General features: G+C 48.5%; 6 protein-coding genes. 2 read left to right on the forward strand and 4 right to left on the reverse strand.

What is annotated here, in order from left to right:
* On the reverse strand, positions 1-455 hold a 455-nt coding region (locus V6C93_RS06500; protein ID WP_333475839.1), incomplete at its 3' end, for an OB-fold nucleic acid binding domain-containing protein.
* Between the two features lie 189 nt (positions 456-644).
* Between V6C93_RS06500 and V6C93_RS06505 the strand changes: the two genes are divergently transcribed.
* A complete protein-coding gene (locus V6C93_RS06505; RefSeq protein WP_333475840.1) occupies positions 645-1,049 on the forward strand; it encodes an NUDIX domain-containing protein in 405 nt (134 codons plus the stop codon).
* A 2-nt stretch (positions 1,050-1,051) separates the two neighbouring features.
* Here the strand turns inward: V6C93_RS06505 and V6C93_RS06510 are convergent, their stop codons facing one another.
* Positions 1,052-1,444, reverse strand: a complete 393-nt coding sequence (locus V6C93_RS06510; RefSeq protein ID WP_333475841.1) for a DUF2203 domain-containing protein — start codon at positions 1,442-1,444, stop codon at positions 1,052-1,054.
* Between the two features lie 47 nt (positions 1,445-1,491).
* Here V6C93_RS06510 and V6C93_RS06515 point away from each other — a divergent pair, with 47 nt between their 5' ends.
* Positions 1,492-1,785, forward strand: coding sequence for a DUF6439 family protein (locus tag V6C93_RS06515; RefSeq protein WP_333475842.1), 294 nt, complete (start codon positions 1,492-1,494; stop codon positions 1,783-1,785).
* On the opposite strand, the gene V6C93_RS06520 is transcribed toward V6C93_RS06515, so the two are convergent.
* Positions 1,774-2,223: an anti-sigma regulatory factor gene (locus V6C93_RS06520; RefSeq protein WP_333475843.1), complete on the reverse strand. Its 450-nt coding sequence runs from the start codon at positions 2,221-2,223 to the stop codon at positions 1,774-1,776. The two genes, V6C93_RS06515 and V6C93_RS06520, sit on opposite strands and share 12 nt — an antisense overlap.
* 495 nt (positions 2,224-2,718) lie before the next feature.
* Positions 2,719-3,962 (reverse strand): 23S rRNA (uracil(1939)-C(5))-methyltransferase RlmD (gene rlmD / locus V6C93_RS06525; RefSeq protein WP_333475844.1); only part of this gene is annotated, 1,244 nt, incomplete at its 5' end.

Raw genomic sequence — 3,962 nt, forward strand, 5'->3', positions numbered from 1 at the left:
CGTTCTTGAAAGAACTGATGGATCGCATTGGCACAAGCATTGCGGACACGGAAGACTGCGCCTAAGGTATTCGTGCGCGCTCGCAAATGCCCAATCTCCCGCAAAAACTCAAAGGAATGGCGTTTCTTTTGCAATGGGTATTTTTCGGGATCAGCTTCGCCATAGACCTTTGCAGACGAAGCCTTCAACTCAATTCGCTGTCCTTTCGCCGGAGACTCTACCAGCACACCCGTCACTTCTACAGAAGCGCCAGTGTTCACTTGCTTGAGAACAGCTTCATACTCTGGCAAGTCCGAATTGAGCACAACTTGCAAATTAGCCATCGATGAGCCATCGTTGACCTCAATAAAAGCAAATCCCTTCAATTCCCGTTTGGTGCGTACCCAGCCTTTGATAGCTACCGATTCGTCAGGCTGACCATTTCGTAATAGTTCTACAATCCGTTGAGTTAGCATGTTTCCAACAGTCCCCAATAGGTCAATCTAATCAACAATACAAAATACTCAGAAGACCAAGACGCATTAACCTCAGTTTAATGGCTATCTCCTGCGGGGATCGGAGAAAAGCTGAGAGCGCTGAATCAATTTTGAGCAACAGCAAGGATAAATTCTGTGGAGCCAGATATTAGATTAAGAATCAGTGTTATGGGTTTATTTATCCAATCTGGCACTGCACTAATGATTCATAAAATGACAGGCCCAGAACCCGACTGCTGGGATTTACCCGGTGGCGGGCTGCAACCCGGTGAACCCATCATTCAAGCTTTAATACGAGAAATCCGGGAGGAAACGGGTTTAAGCGACGTTAGAGTCGGAAATCTCTTAACCATTGTGGAAGGCTTTTTTCCCAATTGGCGAGGCCAGCTACTACATTCATTGAGCATCATTTATGAATGTGCCGTTGAAGGTGAGTCGGTTGTTTCCTCAACGAGCGATCGCGAAGTGGGAGCGAAGGGAGTCCAGTGGCTACCCGTTACTGAGTTAACTCCTGATACCTGCTCAACTCGTAGCTGGAAAGCCATGCAAGCTCTTGACTTGATTAAAATCTAAAGTTAGCCAGCACAAGACTTCAGTATCCAGCCAATAACCACACCCAGTCCTCCGAAGCGAACAGCTTGCCAAAACGGTTCCTTCAGACTGCCCCAAGAAAATAATCGGCTTTCTAAATTCAGTTCTATTGTTTCTAGTTGCTCTTTAATTTGCTTTAATTCCGCTTGTAGCGCTTGTCGGTTGCTACTCTGGCGCGGTGAGTTCCTGATTTGTTCTCGACGATGCCGGAGTTCAGCTTGCCGCTTGCGATCGCGCTGCACCTGTTCATAGCGTTCTTTCAGGGCTTGCAGATCTCGCTCTACTTCTGACAAGGCTTGCTCAAACTCGTCTGCATCGGTATCCGGCTGGTTTGGGTCTGAACCAGAAGGCGATCGCTGTAGGGGATCTTCAGGCATATTCAATTTGCAGTAAAGTAAGAGTAATTGAGAATGAGCCTGAAGTCATGCCTGAACCCACCCCACTGACCAAAATTAATGCTCTCAGTGAATTTAGTACCCTTGAACTAGCCCAAGCGCTTGCCGAGCGTCTAAGTATTACGCCCAATGATTGGCACCGATTAAAATCTAATCGCAAAGCTAGAGCTTGTGAACAAGCTACTGCCGCCTTGGTATTCCTACTCAAGGAACAACCTGAAGAAGCTCTGCTCCGATTCCAACAGGCGTCAGGATGGCTAGATCGCTCAATCTCTGCGCCCCCCTGCCCCTCTCATGGGGATCATGGTAGATCAGGGAATTAGGGGCAGCCGGGAGCGGCTGTTTACCTGTTTGCAGAGTCTTAGTTCTGTCCCCTGACGATTCCAATGAACTCGATCAAAAATTTGGTGGAGAAGACACAACCCTCTACCATTTTCTGACTCATCACACGGCAGGATACAGCCCTCTTCGTCATGATTACAACTGGTGTGAGAAAAACCGGAACCTTCGTCTGATATTACCCACCAATATTCATCATGAGCTACTGAAAATTGAACCACTACTGTCTTGCTTGGGTCTAAATTATTGCCGTGCTTTGCCGCATTCACCAATGCTTCTTGCAGTCCAAGCCGGATTTCCGGCTGCCATTGACGGGGAATCTGTTCAAGAAGCAGATCGAGAATAGGGGCAAGGTAGAGGGTAGAAGCGAAGCTAATCGTTCCCCAGTTGCGTCCAATCGGACGCGTTGATATAGCAATCACTCAAGAAACCTCTAGCTTTTATTTGGTGGACTCGATACTTTACACAGCTAACAGCTGTGCCAATTAATCTCAGCTTTCCCAAACCAGGCTCTCCAGCTTAGGCATCACTAAGTTGTTTTGGCTGTTGAGGGTTAACTTCAAAAACGTTGAAAATCCGCAAAGACTAGCGCGGAGATTTGACGATTATTTTGAAGCGACTCTACAACCTGTTCCGTGGATTGGCTACAGCTAGTGCTTGCTTTCCAACGGGTAGTAATGAAGTGCGCTAACTTCTTGCCTCTAGAGGATTGAACGTTCTCTCAATTATGAGAGAAGAACCTTTACTTTCCATTGTATCGAAACAGTTCCTCAAACACCATAGCTAAGCCTCAAATCACCCCAGGGGCTGGGTTGAAAGGGGGAAGTAAGAAGGGTGAAGATTTGAACGTTGAAAGTTGATCACTCCCCTATCGACCAACTTGAAACTCTTCTGCCCAATCTTGTTCTAGTTCTAAATCAGCGAACTAAAAAGGCCGCACACTCAACATGAGGCGTTTGGGGAAAGAAGTCAGCGGGTTGGACATGGGCTAGTTGGTAGCCGCCTGTATGACAGAGGAGTTTAAGATCCCGTGCCAAGGTAGCGGGCTTACAGCTGACGTAAACGATGTGCTTGGGAGCAGTCATCAGCAAAGTCTCGATGACAGCGCGATCGCATCCCTTACGCGGTGGGTCAAGTAATACAACATCTGGTCTGATTTCTAGTTGAGGCAGCACAGCCTCTACTGTTCCAGTCCTAAAAGCCACATTGCTGATCCCGTTGAGCTGGGCATTGAGTTGTGCTTGCTCCACTGATGCGGATTGTAGCTCTATACCTATGGCCTGCCGAACACGCTGTGCTAGGGGTAGGGTGAACGTACCGATGCCACAGTAGGCATCGACTAGGATTTCATCCCCTTTAAGTGCTAGCTGTTCCACAATGGCATTTAACAGCGCCTCAGCCACCTCGGTATTAACTTGGAAGAACGTTTCAGGTCGCAGTTGGAACTCAAGACCCGCAAACTCCTCCCGTAAGTAAGGCTGACCCGCAATACAACGGGTTTCATCCCCGAAAATCACATTTGTGCGGTTTGGGTTTCGATTTACACAGACGCCCATCAGTTTGGGATAGCGAGTTAGCCACTTTTGGGCTTGGACATCCAAGTTCTGTAACTTCCAGTCCGTTGTTACCAAGGTCAACAACATGTCTCCTGTTCGCCGTCCGATCCGCAGCGACAGGTGGCGCAACCGCCCCTGATGGCGGTCTTCGTTATACACCGACCACCCCAACTGCTCGATATCTTGCTTAATTTCTGCTAACAGCGGGTTCAATCGCGAATCTTGTATGGGGCATTGATTGAGATTAATGATCTGGTGGCTTCCTTTTTGGTAATAACCTGCCTGCACTTGACCCGTTGCTGAGCGTTTCAGGGGATAGGTCGCCTTATTGCGATAGGCAAGGGCAGCGTCAGCCGACAAGACGGGAGCGACAGAGGGTGAGGTGAATCCACCAATGCGTTCTAGAGCTTGGATAACTAAGTTTTGTTTCGCTTCCAGCTGGTAGTTGTAATCAATATGTTGCCAGTGACAGCCGCCGCACTTATCCGCCACGATGCAGCTAGGTCGGATGCGGTAGGGAGACGGCTCCAAGAGTTGGTGAAACTTACCATTGGCATAGTTGGATGTGACCCGCACGAGGCGAACTAAAATGCGATCGCCCGTCA

Source organism: Allocoleopsis sp. (genome assembly GCF_036703385.1).
In the GTDB taxonomy this organism is placed as follows: Bacteria; Cyanobacteriota; Cyanobacteriia; order Cyanobacteriales; family Coleofasciculaceae; genus Allocoleopsis.

Excerpts from the sequence above, each read along its gene's own strand:
- V6C93_RS06505 (WP_333475840.1), top strand. The coding sequence starts at position 645 with ATGGGTTTATTTATCCAATCTGGCACTGCACTAATGATTCATAAAATG.
- V6C93_RS06515 (WP_333475842.1), top strand. The coding sequence starts at position 1,492 with ATGCCTGAACCCACCCCACTGACCAAAATTAATGCTCTCAGTGAATTT.
- V6C93_RS06510 (WP_333475841.1), bottom strand. The coding sequence starts at position 1,444 with ATGCCTGAAGATCCCCTACAGCGATCGCCTTCTGGTTCAGACCCAAAC.